This is a genomic window from Amycolatopsis jejuensis (assembly GCF_000717335.1).
Taxonomy (GTDB): Bacteria; Actinomycetota; Actinomycetes; order Mycobacteriales; family Pseudonocardiaceae; genus Amycolatopsis; species Amycolatopsis jejuensis.
In genome coordinates this window covers 1-13,990 of the sequence record NZ_JNYZ01000020.1, presented here as the reverse complement: position 1 = coordinate 13,990, position 13,990 = coordinate 1, and the positions used below count along the sequence as shown (strand labels likewise).

The window sequence follows — 13,990 nt, the reverse complement described above, 5'->3', positions numbered from 1 at the left end:
TCGTAGGTTTCTCCAGTGCCCAGGGAGCGGCGCGAGGGAAAGCGGGCGAGGAATGCGCATTCGCGACCTGATGCAGCTGGCCGATCTCCGGCTGCGCTGCCTTGCCGGGGAATCGCACCTGGACCGGCAGATCCGCTGGGTGCTCAGCACCGACGTGCTCGACCCGCGCGGGCATCTGTCCGGCGGCGAGCTCGTGCTGACCGGGCTGATGTGGCGGCGCAGCGCGGAGGATTCCGAGGCGTTCGTGGCGGCCCTCGCGGAAAGCGACGTGGCGTGCCTGGCGGCGGGCGAGGCGGCGTACGGCGGGGTGCCGGAGGATTTGGTGCGGGCCTGCGTGAAACACGACGTGCCGCTGGTGGAAATCCCGCAGGGAGTGTCGTTCTCGCACGTTTCCGGCTGCGTGCACCGGGCGTTGATCGACAACCGGCACGAGGATCTGGCGGACCTGCTGCGGCGGCGCCGGAAGCTGGTCAGCTCGGTGAGCAGGCACGGCGGCCTCGACGCGCTGCTGGCGTTGTCCGCGGACGATCCCGAGGTGCCGTTCTGGCTGCTCACCGCCACCGGCCGGGTCCCGGCGATCGCGCCGTCCCATCCCGCCGGGGCCGAAGGCGAAACGCTCGCCCGGGAGTTCCTCACCGCCACGTCGTTTCCGCACCGGGCGCGTATCCGCAGCGGTGGGCGGTCCGCGGATTTCTCGATTTTCCCGGTGGGCGACGATATCCGTCCGCGCGTGATCGGCTGGTTTCTGGCCTGCGAAGGCGACTACCGCACGTGGAGCGACGGGACGCGGGAGTCGATGACCGAGCTCGCCGCGCTGGTGAGCCTGGAGCGCGAGCGCCGCGAAGAGGTCCGGCGGCTGGAGAACGCCCAGCTCGAACGCCTGGTGACGGACACGCTCGCGGGAAACCCGGGCGAGCCGGGCGAACTCGCCGGGCAGCTCGCGCGGATGGGCCTCGACCAGAGCCCGTACGTGGTGGTGGCCGGAGCGGTGACCCCGGCGAGCGCGGGCGCGATCGCGCGCACGGTGATGGTGGACCTGCTGGTGCCGTTTTCCGATGTGCCGCAATCGATTGTACACGCGACGGCGGTGGGAACCGAGGCCATTGCGGTGATTCCGATGCGCAAGGACGTCGCCGCGCTGACGGAGTACATCCGGTCGCGGGCGGGTCTGATGTCGCTCGGGCTGGACCGGCACCGGCTCGCGATCGGGATCAGCACCGCCGCGGTGGGGCCGGAAGCATTGCTGTCCGCGCTCGGTGAGGCCCGGCAGGCGCGTAAACTGGCGGAATTGCAATCCGGTGCGTTACGGGTCGTCGCCACACAGGAAATCGATTCGTTCGAGCAATTGCTGGCCGCAGTTCCGGCCGAGGTGCGCGCTGCGTATCGGGACCGTTTTCTCGGCCCCTTGCTCGCCTACGACAACGCGCACCACGGCGATCTCGTCCGTACCCTGGAAGTGTTCCTGGAGACGGCGTGTTCGTGGTCCCGCTGCGCGAATGCCCTGCACATCCACGTGAATACGCTGCGGTACCGGATTCAGCGGATCGAAGCACTCACCGGCAAGTCACTGACGAGCCTGCAGGGAAGGCTGGAATTCACCCTTGCGCTCCGGGTTTCGTGAGGTGAATTGCTGCAGTAAGGCCGCCGCCACGCTCACCGCGATCACCGCCGGGTCTTTCCCGGTGATTTCCGGAATGCCGATCGGGGTGGTGATGCGGGACAACGCTGTTTCCTCGTGCCCGAGGTCGGTGAGCCGTTTCCGGAAACGGGACCACTTTCCGGCGGACCCGATCAATCCGATCGACCCACCGGTGCCGTTCCGCAGAGCCGCGTCGCACAAAGCGATGTCCTCGGCGTGGTCGTGCGTCATGATGAGCACGTGAGTTCCGGCGGGTAGCGTCGACAGCACGGTCTCGGGCAGCAGCGGGATGCGGTGGACGTGCACGCTCGCCACCGCATCGGACAGGACGTCGAGGCGTTCCGGCGTGAGCTGCTCCGGACGGCTGTCCACCAGATGCAGGGATACCTCGTGCCGGGCGAGAATCCTCGCCAGCTCCAAACCGACGTGGCCGACGCCGAAAATGGCCACCGCTGGGCGGACTGGAAGTGGTTCGAAGAGCAGGGTCATCGTCCCTCCGCAGCATTGCACGCCGTGCTGGTACGGAGCCTTGTCGGACAACGAAAGCGTGATCGTCTCCGGACTGAGTGCGTTGTCCCGCAACAGTTCCCGCGCCCGATCCACCGCGACCGCCTCGGCATTGCCGCCGCCGATGGTACCGTGGCATTCGGACTCACCGACCACCATTTTCGCGCCGCCCTCCCGCGGGGCGTGCCCGCGCACGGCCGTCACCGTCACGAGCACGCCCGGCAGACCCGCTTCCCGCAGGTGCTGCACGGCGGTGAGCCAGTTCATGACCGGCCTGCCGGGACCAGGGCGGTGACCCGTTCGATCGCCCAGAACACGGCTTCCGGCGTGGCCGGGGACGCCAGGTCGACGCTGTGCCCGGGTTCGCCGAATGCCGCGACCGCCTGTCGTAACGCTTCCCGCACCGAGAACGCCAGCATCAACGGCGGTTCCCCGACCGCCTTCGAGCCGTAGACGGCACCTTCCTCGGCTGCGTCGGTGAGCAGCGTGACGTTGAAGACCTCCGGCATTTCCGAGAAGCTCGGCAGCTTGTACGTGCTCGCCGCCTGCGTCGCGAGCCGTCCGCGGGTGGGCCGGTCGGACTCGTCCCAGCGCAGGTCTTCGAGCGTCAGCCAGCCGAGCCCCTGCACGAACCCGCCCTCGATCTGGCCGATGTCGATGAGCGGGGACAGGCTGTCGCCGACGTCGTGCACGATGTCCACCCGCCGGGTCCGGTAGGCGCCGGTGAAATCGTCCACCTCCACCTCGGCGACCGCGGCCCCGTACGCGAAGTACTTGAACGGCACCCCGCTCATCGTCGCGGCGTCCCAGTGCAGGCCCTCGGTGCGGTAGTACCCGGCGGCCGACAGGTGCACGCGGTCGAAGTACGCGGCGGACACGAGCTCGTCCCAGCCCAGCTGCGCACCCGACGAAGCCCGCGCGACGCCGCCGACGATCCGGATGTCGCCCTCGCCGAGCTTCTTCGCGGCCACCTCCAGCAGCCGGTCGCGGATCTGCTCGCAGGCGTTCTTCACCGCGCCGCCGTTGAGGTCCGCACCCGAACTCGCCGCGGTGGCCGAGGTGTTCGGGACCTTGTCCGTACGGGTCGGCGCCAGCCGTACCTTCTCCAGCGGTACGCCGAGCGCGGTGGCGGCGACCTGCAGCATCTTGGTGTGCAGGCCCTGTCCCATTTCGGTGCCGCCGTGGTTGATCAGCACCGAGCCGTCCTTGTACACGTGCACCAGCGCGCCGGCCTGGTTGAACGCGGTGAGGTTGAACGAAATCCCGAACTTCACCGGGGTCACCGCGAGGCCGCGTTTGGTGTGCGCATGCGCGGCGTTGTACTCGGCGATCTCTGTCTGCCGCTGGTCGACGTCGCTCGTTGCGAGGAGCTGCTGCCAGATCCGGCGCATGCGTTCCGGGTGCCGCACTGGCATGCCGTACGGCGTGTGCTGGCCTTCGGAGTAGAAGTTGCGGCGGCGCAGCTCGGTGGGGTCGACGCCGAGCAGCGGCGTGCAGCGGCCCAGGATGTCCTCGATGACGAGCATCCCTTGTGGACCGCCGAACCCGCGGAAGGCGGTCTGCGAGGTCTTGTGGGTTTTGGCAATCCGGCCCATCGCGCGGACGTGCGGGATCCAGTACGCGTTGTCGACGTGGCACAGCGCGCGGGCGAGCACCGGCTCGGAGAGGTCGAGGCTCCAGCCGCCGTCTGCGGTGAGCGTGACGTCGAGCCCTTGCAGCAGGCCGTCGGAGTCGAAGCCGACTCGCCACTGCGCGTGGAAGCCGTGCCGTTTCCCGGTCATCGTCATGTCCTGCGTGCGGGTGAGCCGCAGCCGCACCGGACGGCCGGTGAGCGTGGCACCGAGCGCAGCGACCGCGGCGTACCCGTGCGGCTGCCATTCCTTGCCGCCGAAACCGCCGCCCATCCGCAGGCTCTGCACGGTGACCTCGTGGCTGTGCTTGCCCAGCACGTGCGCCACGATGTCCTGGGTCTCGGACGGATGTTGCGTGCTGCTGTGCACGAAAACCTGGTCGGATTCGTCCACATAGGCCAGTGACGCCTGGGTTTCGAGGTAGAAATGCTCCTGTCCGGCGAAGTCGAACTCGCCCTCGAACACGTGCGCCGCGCCGGAGAGCGCCGAGTCCACGTCGCCGCGCGCCACCACCCGCGGTTCGCCCTGGAAACTGCCCGCGGCAATCGCGTCGCGAACGGTGACCAGCGACGGCAGCGGTTCGGTGTCCACCTCGACCGCCGCCGCCCCGAGCCGCGCGGCTTCCCAGGTCTCGCCGAGCACCCAGCACACCGCGTGCCCGAAGAACATGACCTCCGACGGGAACAGCGGTTCGTCGTGGTGCACACCGGAATCGTTGACCCCGGGAACGTCGGCCGCGGTCAGGACGCGGACCACGCCGGGTACCGCTTCGGCCGCGTCGGTGCGGATCGCGAGCACCTTGGCGTGTGCTTCGGATACCTGTACGGGGTATGCGTGCAGGATGTCCTTGGTGCGGGCGACCAGGTCGTCGGTGTACAGCGCGGTACCCATGACGTGCCCCGCGGCGCTTTCGTGCGGCCGGGCGATCCCGATGGCCGGGCTTTCCGGACGTTGCGACAGTGCACTCATGCTCGTGCCCCCTCCAGGGAGTCCGCGTGCAGTTTCAGCAGGCTGCGACCCAGCGTCGCGGCGCGGTAGGCCGCACTCGCGCGGTGGTCGTCCATCGGCGTGCCCTCGCCACGCAGCACTTCTGCCGCGGTACGAACGGTTTCTTCAGTCCATGGCTGCCCGATGAGTGCCGCCTCGGTGTCCCGCGCCCGGATCGGCGTCGCGGCGACTCCGCCGAGCCCGATAGCTACTGTCCGGACCCTGTTGTCTTCGAGGCTTAGTGCGAAGGCGACCGCAACGCTGGAGATGTCGTCGAACCTCCGCTTGGCGACCTTGTGAAACGCCGTGGTTCCGGCCAAGGGCAAGGGAATCCGGACGGACCGGATCAACTCGTCCGGCCGCCGGACACTCTGCCGATACCCGGTGAAGTACTCGGCGAGCGGCACCTCCCGGTCGCCGTCCACACTGGACAACACGACGCCGGCGTCCAATGCCAGCAGCACCGGCGCGGAGTCCCCGATCGGCGAACCGGTACCGAGGTTCCCGCCGAGAGTCGCGGCGTTGCGAATCAACCGGGACGCGAACTGCGGCATCAGGTCACTCAGCAGCGGAACCCGCCCGTCGAGACGACGCTCGATCTCGGTGAGGCTGAGCCCAGCGCCGATTTCGAGGGTATCTTCGGCGAACTCGAGTATTTGCAACTCCGGCAGCCGATCGAGGGCGACGACGCAGTCCGCCCGCACGCCACGGATGTTCACCTCGACGCCCCAGTCAGTGGACCCGGCCACGAACGTCGCATCCGGACGGTCCCGCCGCAGCCGCAACGCCTCCTCCCAGCCGGACGGCCTCAGGTAGTCGCGCCCTTCGCTGTGCCACCTTGTGGCCACGGCTTCCGGCGCGTTGTGCTTGCGCCTCTGGGCGAGCGGGTCACTTTCCGCGGGGCTGCCGAGCGCGTGCGCCGCGTCGCGGATCGGCCGGTACCCGGTGCAGCGACAGAGATTCCCGCTGAGGGCATGAATATCGAACCCGTTGGGCGCATGGTGGTCACCGGTGGTGGCGCGATCGCCGCGGTAGTACTCGGCCGCCATGCTGCACACGAACCCCGGAGTGCAGTACCCACACTGCGACCCCCCGCGGACGGCCATTTCCCGCTGCACCGGATGCAGCTCGGCCCCGCCGAGCCCTTCGGCAGTCCAGACTTCCTGCCCGTCAAGCGACCCAACCGGGGCAAGACAGGCATTGATGGCAACGAGGTCGGTAGGCACGCCGACACCAGGCCGCGCGACGAGGATCGCACAGGCGCCGCACTCGCCCTCGGCGCAACCTTCCTTGCAGCCGGTGAGGCCAAGCCCGCGCAGCCAGTCGAGCGCAGTGGTATGCACGGGAACCTCGCCGATCGGGGTGCGCTTCCCGTTGACGGTGATTTCGGCGTTGGTTGCTGCGGTGTGTGGCCCGCCGTCTGAGGCTCCGGCGTCGGTTTCTTCGGTGTGTGGCCCGCTGGATATGGCTCCGGCGTCGGCCGCTGCGGTGTGTCGCCCGCCGACAGTGGCGTCGGCGGCGGCGACCGTGGTGTGTGGCCCGCCGTCTGAGGCTCCGGTCTCGGCCGGTTCGGTGCGCGGCCCGCGGACGGTGGCTTCGGCTTCGGCCTCGGCCGCTGCGGTGCGTGGCCCGCCTGTGGCGGATTCGGTGTGGGCAGTTGCAGCGTCTCGCGCGCTATCGGCCTTCGCGGCGTCGGCGGCTGCGGTTTGTTGCGCGTCGCTCGGCTTTGTGGCATCGGCCGGTTCGGTGCGTGGCCCGCCGACAGCGGCGTCGGCGTCGGCTGCTGCGGTCCGCGGTGCGCCACCGGAAGCTTGGAGATCGGCCGTTGCAATGCCTTGCGCCATGTCGCCCGTCGCCGCTTCGGCGGCTGCGGTGCGTGGCGCGTCACCCGTCTTTGTGCCGTCGGTTGCGTCGGTGCGCGGCCCGTCGGTGGCTTCGACGTCGCCCGTCGCGGTGCGCGGCCCGTCAGTGGCCTCGACGTCGCCCGTCGCGGTGCGTGGCCCGCCGTCGGAGGCGTCGGCCGCTGCGGTGCGCGGCCCGTCGGTGGCCTCGACGTCGCCCGTCGCGGTGCGCGGCCCGCCGTCGGAGGCGTTAGCCGCTGCGGTGCGCGGCCCGTCGGTGGCCCCGACGTCGCCCGTCGCGGTGCGTGGCCCGCCGTCGGAGACGTTAGCCGCTGAGGTGCGTGGCCCGTTAGTGGCTTCCGCGTCGCCCGTTGTGGTGTCTCGCGCTCCGGCGGTCTTCCCGGCATCGCCCGGGTCGGGGTGATTCCCGTTGACGGTGACTTCGGCGTCGACCATCGCAGTGGTTCCTCTCGTCTTCGATTCGCCGCGGTCCGCGCAAGGCCATTACAGGCGGGGGACCGCTGGAGGGGGCCGGGAGATCCGGCGGAGGCGGGGGCTCAGCCCGCCCGGGGCAGCAGCAAAGCGCCGGGGGCGCTCAGTGCTGCGCTGGCCGTCCGTGCGCGACCCGGCCCTTGTTCCAGGCGGACTCGCGCATGCGGCGGCGGAGGTCGGCGAATCGCTCGGTCTTGAGGAACACGCGAACCCCCTTCGGGCGAATCGGGACGGTGCAGACACACCGCGGTTGCCGAAGCGTAACTCCGGGCGCGCAGTCAGACAAGGCCCGCGGCGAGACCCACGACACACTGATAAATACCCCTAGGGGGTATATGGTCTCGGACATCACCAGCACACCGAAGGGGATTCCGATGACCAGCACCGCACTTTCGAGCGACGGCTTCCAGCTCGGCGCGGTCCACGCGACCGATGGCGAGTTGTCGTTCACGATCACCACGGCGGACGGCCACCCGGTGACGCGGTTCGGCGAGGCGCACGGCAAGCAACTGCACCTGATCGTGGTCCGCAGCGACGGGGCGTACTTCCGCCACCGCCATCCCGTGCTCGACCCGGCAACCGGCGTCTGGACCATCCCGTGGACCTGGGAAGCTGCCGGTAGCTACCGGGTTTTCACCGACTTCACCCCGGACGGCGGGCCGGGCGTGACACTTTCGCGGACTGTCGAGGTCCCCGGTGAATACCGGCCATGGGATCCGTTACCGCATGCGCGGAGCGAAACGGACGGCTACACGGTCACCCTCGAAGGCGCCCTCGGCAACGGGACCATCCTGACCGCCCGCGTAACCCGGAACGGCCAGCCGGTACCGGCGCTCGAGCGGTACCTGGGCTCGTACGGGCACCTGGTCGCATTGCGCCAGGGCGACCTCGCCTACCTGCACATCCATGCCCTCGAAGGCGAACCGGCCGACGGCATCCGCTTCCACGCCGAGGCCCCGACCGCAGGCCGCTACCTCCTGTACCTCGACTTCCAGGTCGACGGCGTCGCGCACACCGCCGGCTTCGTCCTCGACGCAGAAAGCGAAAAACGATGACCACCACCGAAAAAGCAAGCACGCTCCGCTGGTGGGCGCTCGGATTGATCGCCTTGGCGCAGTTCATGGTGATCATGGATACGTCGATCATCGGCGTCGCGCTGCCGCGGATGCAGGACGACCTCGGCTTCACCCCGAGCACCCTGTCCTGGGTGTTCAACGCGTACGTGATCGCGTTCGGCGGCCTCCTGCTGCTCGGCGGGCGGCTGGCCGACCTGTTCGGCGCCAGACGGCTGTTCGCGATCGGATGGGCAATCCTGCTGGCCGGGTCGGTGCTGGCGGGCGTCGCCGGGAACGTGCCGGTGGAGCTCGCCGGGCGGATCGTGCAGGGCGCCGGGGCAGCGCTCATCGCACCGTCCGCGCTCACGTTGCTGATGATGCTCTTCGGCGCGAACCCCAAGGAACTCGCCAAAGCACTGGCCCTGTACGGCGCCGCGGCACCGGCCGGGGGTACCGCGGGCGTGTTCCTCGGCGGAGTGATCACCGAGTACCTGTCGTGGCCGTGGGTGTTCTACCTCAACGTGCCCGTCGCGGTGGTCGCCTTGCTCGCCACCCGCGTGGTCCTGCCGGGCGGGTCCGCCGGAACACGCGGCACCGTCGACGTCCTCGGCGCGCTCATCGTCACGCTCGGCCTGGGGACGCTGGTGTACGGGATCGTCCGCGCCCCCGAAACCGGCTGGACGGCGCCGGAAACCTGGCTGGTCCTCGGTGCGGGCGTCGTCCTGCTGGCCGTTTTCCTGCTGGTACAGGCAAAAACGCGGACCCCGCTGATGCGGCTGTCGATCTTCCGCGCACCCCGGCTCGGCGCCGCGAACCTCGCGCAGGTTTTCCTCGGCGGCGCGTGGATTCCGATGTGGTTCTTCCTGAACCTGTACCTGCAGCAGGTCCTCGGCTACCGCGCGTTCCCCGCGGGCGCCGCGCTGCTGCCGATGACCGGCCTGATCATGCTCGGGATGATCGCCCTCGCGCCGCGCGTCCTCGCTCGGTACGGCCCGAAGACCCCGATCGTGACGGGGCTTCTGCTGCTGGCCGCCGGGCTGGCTGTCGCTGATCCGGCCGGACGGCAGCTTCCTGGCCGACGTCCTGCCCGCGTCACTGGTCGCCGCGCTCGGCATGGCGCTCGCGTTCGTCCCGTCGCTCGGCACCGCGATTTCCGCCGCCCGCCCGGAGGAGGGCGGGCTCGCGTCGGGCATCGTCAACACGGGTTACCAGGTCGGTTCGGCGCTCGGCTTGGCGGTGATGACCGCGTTGGCGGCTGGTTCCGTCGGCGACGTCGAGGCGTTGACGAACGGTTACTCGGCCGCGTTCCTGGGTTCGGCGGTGGTCGCGCTTGGTGGTGCGTTGCTTACGGCGCTGACGTTTCGGTCTTCTTCCCCGAAATCCGTCCGTACAGCCCCACGAACAGGAGCACGAACGCAGCCGTGAGCAGAATGTGCCCCAGCCCGGCGATCCCCGCGATCGCGGCGCCGGACTGCTTGCCTGCCACCGTCAGCGTGCCGTGTACGACGAGGGTGCCGACCGTGATCACCAGACCGGCCTGGTAGAGCCAGAAAAACCACGAGAACGACTTCGCCGCCGACAGCGTGAACGTCTTCTCCAGCGCCAGCAGGATCAGGAAGAACAGGGTCCCGAGGGCGAGCAGGTGGGTGTGTACCACCGACAGCTGCGTGTCGCCGGTGAAGTCGTACGCCTTGGTCAGTTCGCGGTAGTACAGCCCGCCGAGCAGGCCGAGGATCGTGTAGATCGCGGCTGCCCAATAGATCTTCTTCATCGTCGGTTCTCCTCGGTCGCGGTCCGGGCCGGGTGGTGGATCCGCCCGTCGACGACCTCGTGCACCGCGTCGGCCGCGTCGAGAACGGAGCGGTCGTGGGTGACCAGCACGGTGGCCGTCGCCTGCTCGTGAGTGATCGTAGTGAGCAAGGCGACGACCGCCGCGCCGCGGTCCCGGTCGAGGGCGCTCGTCGGCTCGTCGACCAGCAGCACGGCGGGTTCGTTCATCAACGCACGGGCGATGTTCACCCGCTGCTGCTGCCCGCCGGACAGCCGTCCGGGCCGATGGGTGGCACGAGCGGTGAGGCCCACCGCGTCGAGCAGGGTTTTGGCGCGGTGGCGGGCTTCGCGGCGCGGGATGCCGTCGAGGCGGGCCATCACCTCCAGCTGCTCCAGCGCGGTGAGGGAGGCGAGCAGATTGGGTTGCTGGAAGACGATGCCGATCCGGTTCCGGCGCAGTTCCGCCAGCTGCGCGCGGCTTTTGCCGGTGGTCTCGACGCCGTCGATGACGACCCGGCCGCGGTCGGGCGTGATGAGCGTGGCGGCAACGGCGAGCAGGCTCGATTTGCCCGACCCGGACGGGCCAACGACGGCGGCGAGGTGGCCCGCGGGAACGTCGAGATTGACTTGGTGGAGGGCGGTGAGGCGGGTGTCGCCGTCGGGGTAGGTGAGGGTGATGCCGGATAGGTGGAGGCTCATGCCGGGGCTCCGGAGGTGAGTGGGTCGACGGAGGTGATGCGGCGGATGGCGAGTGCGGCGCCGAGCAGGCTGAGGACGGCGGCTGGGGCGAGCAGGGTGGCTGGGGTGAGCACGAATGGCACCGTTCTGGCCGCGAGGTGGCCCGCCGGAACGTCGAGGGCGGTGGGGCGGGTGTTGCCGTCGGGGTAGGTGAGGGTGATATCGGCTAGGTGGAGGCTCATGCCGGGGCTCCGGAGGTGAGGGCGGTGAGCGGGTCGACGGAGGTGATGCGGCGGACGGCGAGTGCGGCGCCGAGCATGCCGAGCACGACGAGGACGGCGGCTGGGGCGAGCAGGGTGGCCGGGTTGAGCACGAATGGCACCGTTCCGGCGGCGATCGCGCCGAGGGCGGCGGCCAGGCCGGTACCGAGGGCCGTTCCACCGGCGAGTAGCAGCACGGCTTGGCCGAGGGCGTCGCGCAGGAGGTACTTCGTGGTGGCGCCGAGGGCCTTGAGCACGGCGATGTCGCGGCTGCGCTGGATCGTCCAGACTGTGAAGAACGCGCCGATCACGAGCGCGGAAATCGCGAACAGGAACCCGCGCATGAGCTGGAGGGAGCCGTTTTCCGCCGAGTACGAGCCGATCGCGGACAGTGCGTCGGCCTTTTCGACGGTGCGGGTGCCGAGCCGGGCGTCGGCGGCGGCGAGCGCGGACGGGTCCGTGGTGGTCAGGGCGACCACGGTGCCGGTGGTGCCGGACAGGCTCGTCCACACGACGGGCGTGTGGCTGAACGACGCATCTCCGGAGACGGCCGCCACCGTGACCGGACGACCGGAAAGGGTGAACTTGTCGCCCTCGCGCAGGGAAAGCGCGTCGGCGGCACCGGTCGACAGCACGACGGTGTCTCCTGCCTGCCGCGCGACCCCGAAGGCCGACACGGCAGCGGTGTGCGCACCGGAAGTCGCGTTGACCGTCTGGATCGACATCAGGTCTGCGCTGGTCACGCCGGGAACGCGGGCGAGCTGTGCGGCTTGCTCACTGGTCACAGTGGACTGTCCGAAGGAGAGCTTCCCATCGGTCGCCGCGAAAGCGAGGTGGTCGGCTTTCAGGCCGGTGATGGCGGACGTGCTCTGCTCGGCCAGCCCCGCGGTGAGTCCGGACAGCAGCCCGACGAGCAGGGTCATCAACACGACGACGGTGCCCATCAGCGCGAACCGCCCCTTGGCGAAGCGCAGATCCCGCCACGCGACGAACATGGTGCTTTCCTTCCGGCTCGGTGTGCTCTCCACTCTCGCCGGGCCGGGGCCGGGGAGCATCGCGCTGCGGACGGGATCTGCGGAATCGAACGGTGCACGCCACGCTCCATCTTTCGATTGATGCCGAGGTGCAGTGGAACAAGGACAATCGGGGAGAGGAGGCTTTCCCGGTGAACCCGCACACCCTCGACCGGCCGTTGCGCCTGCTGCGTATCTGCCTGCACCTGCTGCTGGGCGGGTTGCTGGTGCTGGCCGTGGCGCGCGCGTACGTCGACGGCCGGCCGCATGCGCTGGAGGTGCTCGCCGGTGCGCTGGTGATGGGTGGCGTGTACACGGCCGGTCCGCTGCTGCCCAGGGTCGGCCGTTCGCCGGCGGCCACCGCGGTGTGGCTCGCGGTGCTCGGTGCGGCGTGGCTGGTGCTGCTGTTGCGCACCCCGGACGGGGTGTGGCTGGCGTTTCCGCTGTTCTTCCTCCAGATGCACCTGCTGCCGACGCACTGGGGGCTGCCGGTCGTCGCGGTGACCACGGTGGTGGCGATCGCGGGGTTCACGCGGCACGTGGGCGGTCTCGGGTACGGCGTGACCATCGGGCCGATGCTCGGGGCGGCGGTCGCGGTGGCGACCGTGCTGGGATATCAGGCGCTGTACCGGGAAAGCGAGCAGCGCCAGCGGCTGATCGAGGAGCTGCACGAGACCCGAAACGACCTCGCCGCAGTCGAGCGGTCCGCCGGCGTGCTCGCCGAACGGGAGCGGCTGGCGCGGGAGATCCACGACACGCTCGCGCAAGGGTTGTCCAGCATCCACCTGCTGCTCCGGGCGGCCGAACGCGCGCTGCCCGACCGGCCGGAAGCGGCGGTCCCGCACGTCACCCAGGCCCGGCAAGCGGCGCAGGACAACCTCACCGAGGCACGGCGGCTGGTGTACGCGCTGGCGCCGGTCGAGCTGGAGGGTGCGTCGTTGCCTGCCGCGCTGGAACGGTTGTGCGCCACCACGCAGCAGCGGTCCGGCCTGACTGTCCACTTTCACCTCAGCGGAGAGCCGTTCGAGGTGCCCACCGCGTACGAGGTCGCCTTGCTGCGGATCGCCCAATCGGCATTGGCCAACACCGTGCGGCATGCGGAAGCGAGCCGCGCGGAGCTCACCTTGAGCTACATGGACACGAGCGTCACGCTGGACGCCGTGGACGACGGAATCGGTTTCGACCCGCAGAACGCCGGGTTCGGGCTGTCCGCAATGCGCGCGCGGGCGCGGTCGCTGGGCGGCTCGTGGACGGTCGAATCGTCGCCAGGGCACGGCACCGCGCTCGCCGTGAGCTTCCCGTGGAGCGTGCGATGATCCGTCTCCTGCTCGCCGACGACCACCCCGTGGTGCGCGCCGGGCTGCGCGCGGTCCTCGAAACCGAGCCGGACCTGGAGGTGGCCGCCGAAGCGTCGTCCGCAGAGGAAGCCGTTCAGCTCGCGGCCGGGGTCGACGTGGTGCTGATGGACCTCCAGTTCGGCGAGGGCATGCACGGTGTCGAAGCCACCGCGGAGATCGTCGGAAAGCCCGGCGCGCCAAGGGTTCTGGTGCTCACCACCTACGACACCGACGGCGACATCCTGGCCGCCATCGAAGCCGGTGCGACGGGGTACCTGCTCAAGGACGCCCCGCCGGAGGACCTGGCCACCGCCGTGCGCAACGCGTCCGCCGGGCAGACCGTGCTGGCCCCGGCGGTCGCGCACCGCCTGATGAACCGGATGCGCACCCCGGCGGAGGCGCTGTCGGCCCGGGAGATCGAGGTGCTGACCCTGGTCGCGGACGGCCTGTCGAACCAGGAGATCAGCAAACGGCTGTTCCTGAGCCAGGCGACGGTGAAATCGCATCTCGTGCACATCTACGCGAAACTGGGGGTGGATTCCCGCACGTCCGCGGTCGCGGCGGCGCAGACGAAGGGCCTGATCCGCCGCGGGTGATCCCGGGCCGGGCGCCGACCCGACCGCGCCATGGACGCGGCGCCGACCGGCGGCTGGATCGGCCGCGCCGACCGGCCCGGCTGGATTGGCCGCGCCGACCGCGCCGACCGGCGGCCGGATCGACCGCCCAGCCCAGCCCAGCCCAGCCCAGCCCAGCCCAGCCCAGCCCAGCCCAGCCCAGCCC

The 13,990-nt window shown here is 70.0% G+C and carries 11 protein-coding genes and 1 pseudogene; 5 read left to right on the top strand and 7 right to left on the bottom strand.

Annotated elements, in window-relative coordinates; genetic code table 11:
- The first annotated feature begins 52 nt into the window (after nucleotides 1–52).
- Nucleotides 53–1,621 carry a PucR family transcriptional regulator gene (locus OO71_RS26130; protein WP_033292557.1) on the top strand — a complete coding sequence of 523 codons (1,569 nt, stop codon included), beginning with the start codon at nucleotides 53–55 and terminating at the stop codon, nucleotides 1,619–1,621.
- On the opposite strand, the gene xdhC is transcribed toward OO71_RS26130, so the two are convergent.
- The 3 genes from xdhC to OO71_RS52385 are packed head-to-tail and all read right to left on the bottom strand — an operon-like array spanning nucleotide 1,565 to nucleotide 7,061.
- The gene (gene xdhC / locus OO71_RS26125; protein WP_033292556.1) at nucleotides 1,565–2,413 is read right to left on the bottom strand and encodes a xanthine dehydrogenase accessory protein XdhC; all 849 of its coding nucleotides are present in this window, start codon (nucleotides 2,411–2,413) and stop codon (nucleotides 1,565–1,567) included. The two genes, OO71_RS26130 and xdhC, sit on opposite strands and share 57 nt — an antisense overlap.
- Nucleotides 2,410–4,746, bottom strand: a complete 2,337-nt coding sequence (xdhB, locus tag OO71_RS26120) for a xanthine dehydrogenase molybdopterin binding subunit (protein ID WP_033292555.1) — start codon at nucleotides 4,744–4,746, stop codon at nucleotides 2,410–2,412. Before xdhB ends, xdhC begins: the two co-directional genes overlap by 4 nt.
- On the bottom strand, nucleotides 4,743–7,061 hold the full coding sequence (locus OO71_RS52385) for an FAD binding domain-containing protein (protein ID WP_245633776.1): 2,319 nt from the start codon (nucleotides 7,059–7,061) through the stop codon (nucleotides 4,743–4,745). The genes xdhB and OO71_RS52385 overlap by 4 nt, the downstream gene beginning before the upstream one ends.
- Before the next feature lie 410 nt (nucleotides 7,062–7,471).
- Between OO71_RS52385 and OO71_RS26110 the strand changes: the two genes are divergently transcribed.
- Both OO71_RS26110 and OO71_RS46605 read left to right on the top strand, forming a co-directional pair.
- Nucleotides 7,472–8,152 carry a hypothetical protein gene (locus OO71_RS26110; protein WP_051792368.1) on the top strand — a complete coding sequence of 227 codons (681 nt, stop codon included), beginning with the start codon at nucleotides 7,472–7,474 and terminating at the stop codon, nucleotides 8,150–8,152.
- Nucleotides 8,149–9,577 (top strand): annotated as a pseudogene (locus OO71_RS46605) (MFS transporter). The gene OO71_RS26110 and the pseudogene OO71_RS46605 overlap by 4 nt, the downstream one beginning before the upstream one ends.
- Here the strand turns inward: OO71_RS46605 and OO71_RS26100 are convergent.
- Genes OO71_RS26100 through OO71_RS26090 form a run of 4 tightly spaced genes read right to left on the bottom strand, consistent with a single transcriptional unit; the run spans nucleotide 9,498 to nucleotide 11,855 of the window.
- Nucleotides 9,498–9,923, bottom strand: a complete 426-nt coding sequence (locus OO71_RS26100) for a DUF2871 domain-containing protein (RefSeq protein WP_033292554.1) — start codon at nucleotides 9,921–9,923, stop codon at nucleotides 9,498–9,500. The pseudogene OO71_RS46605 and the gene OO71_RS26100 sit on opposite strands and share 80 nt — an antisense overlap.
- A complete protein-coding gene (locus OO71_RS26095) occupies nucleotides 9,920–10,621 on the bottom strand; it encodes an ABC transporter ATP-binding protein (protein WP_033292766.1) in 702 nt (233 codons plus the stop codon). Before OO71_RS26095 ends, OO71_RS26100 begins: the two co-directional genes overlap by 4 nt.
- Entirely contained in the window at nucleotides 10,618–10,842 is a 225-nt protein-coding gene (locus OO71_RS52975) for a hypothetical protein (RefSeq protein ID WP_051792179.1), read from the bottom strand. Before OO71_RS52975 ends, OO71_RS26095 begins: the two co-directional genes overlap by 4 nt.
- A complete protein-coding gene (locus tag OO71_RS26090; protein ID WP_033292553.1) occupies nucleotides 10,839–11,855 on the bottom strand; it encodes an ABC transporter permease in 1,017 nt (338 codons plus the stop codon). Before OO71_RS26090 ends, OO71_RS52975 begins: the two co-directional genes overlap by 4 nt.
- A 170-nt stretch (nucleotides 11,856–12,025) precedes the next feature.
- Here OO71_RS26090 and OO71_RS26085 point away from each other — a divergent pair, with 170 nt between their 5' ends.
- The gene (locus tag OO71_RS26085) at nucleotides 12,026–13,189 is read left to right on the top strand and encodes a sensor histidine kinase (RefSeq protein ID WP_033292765.1); all 1,164 of its coding nucleotides are present in this window, start codon (nucleotides 12,026–12,028) and stop codon (nucleotides 13,187–13,189) included.
- Nucleotides 13,186–13,806, top strand: coding sequence for a response regulator (locus OO71_RS26080; RefSeq protein WP_033292552.1), 621 nt, complete (start codon nucleotides 13,186–13,188; stop codon nucleotides 13,804–13,806). The genes OO71_RS26085 and OO71_RS26080 overlap by 4 nt, the downstream gene beginning before the upstream one ends.
- The last annotated feature ends 184 nt before the right edge of the window (nucleotides 13,807–13,990 follow it).